Source organism: Limosilactobacillus reuteri subsp. porcinus (assembly GCF_036621895.1).
GTDB classification, from domain to species: Bacteria; Bacillota; Bacilli; order Lactobacillales; family Lactobacillaceae; genus Limosilactobacillus; species Limosilactobacillus reuteri_J.
Map to the genome: position 1 here is coordinate 1 of NZ_LN887352.1, position 477 is coordinate 477.

Below are 477 nucleotides of genomic sequence, written 5' to 3' on the forward strand. Positions count from 1 at the left end.
TCCAAAATAAAAACCGGATGATGAATTTTTTGAACAATTCATCATCCGGTTTTTATGTACACAGGAAATCGTTCCTGATATGATGTAATTACCCCTAAAAACAACCAAAGGGAGCGATTTTCATGTATCAAAATTATACCATAGGGCAAACCGAATTCGTACTAAACTATAACTATGATTTACCACAGAATCATGTTGCACGATTAATTAGTGATTTTGTCGACTCGATTCCACAAGATGTGCTATTAGAAGATTCGGGAGCGGCTACTGGCCGCCCTTCATCACATCCAGCAATTATGCTTAAGATTCTCTTGTTTGCCTACTCACGTCAAACTTATTCTGGAAGAAAGATTGAAATGATGTTGGATGAGAACCTGCCAATGCGTTGGTTAGCCCATGATTATACTTATAGCTACCATACCATCAATAACTTTCGACGCAGTCAGCACGCTAGTAAGCTAATTAAACATGCCTTTG

The 477-nt window shown here is 38.2% G+C and carries 1 protein-coding gene; it reads left to right on the top strand.

What is annotated here, in order from left to right; all coding sequences use genetic code 11:
- Positions 1-122 precede the first annotated feature (122 nt).
- Positions 123-477: transposase (locus AACL61_RS02235; RefSeq protein WP_339110927.1), on the top strand; the 355-nt coding region annotated here is incomplete at its 3' end.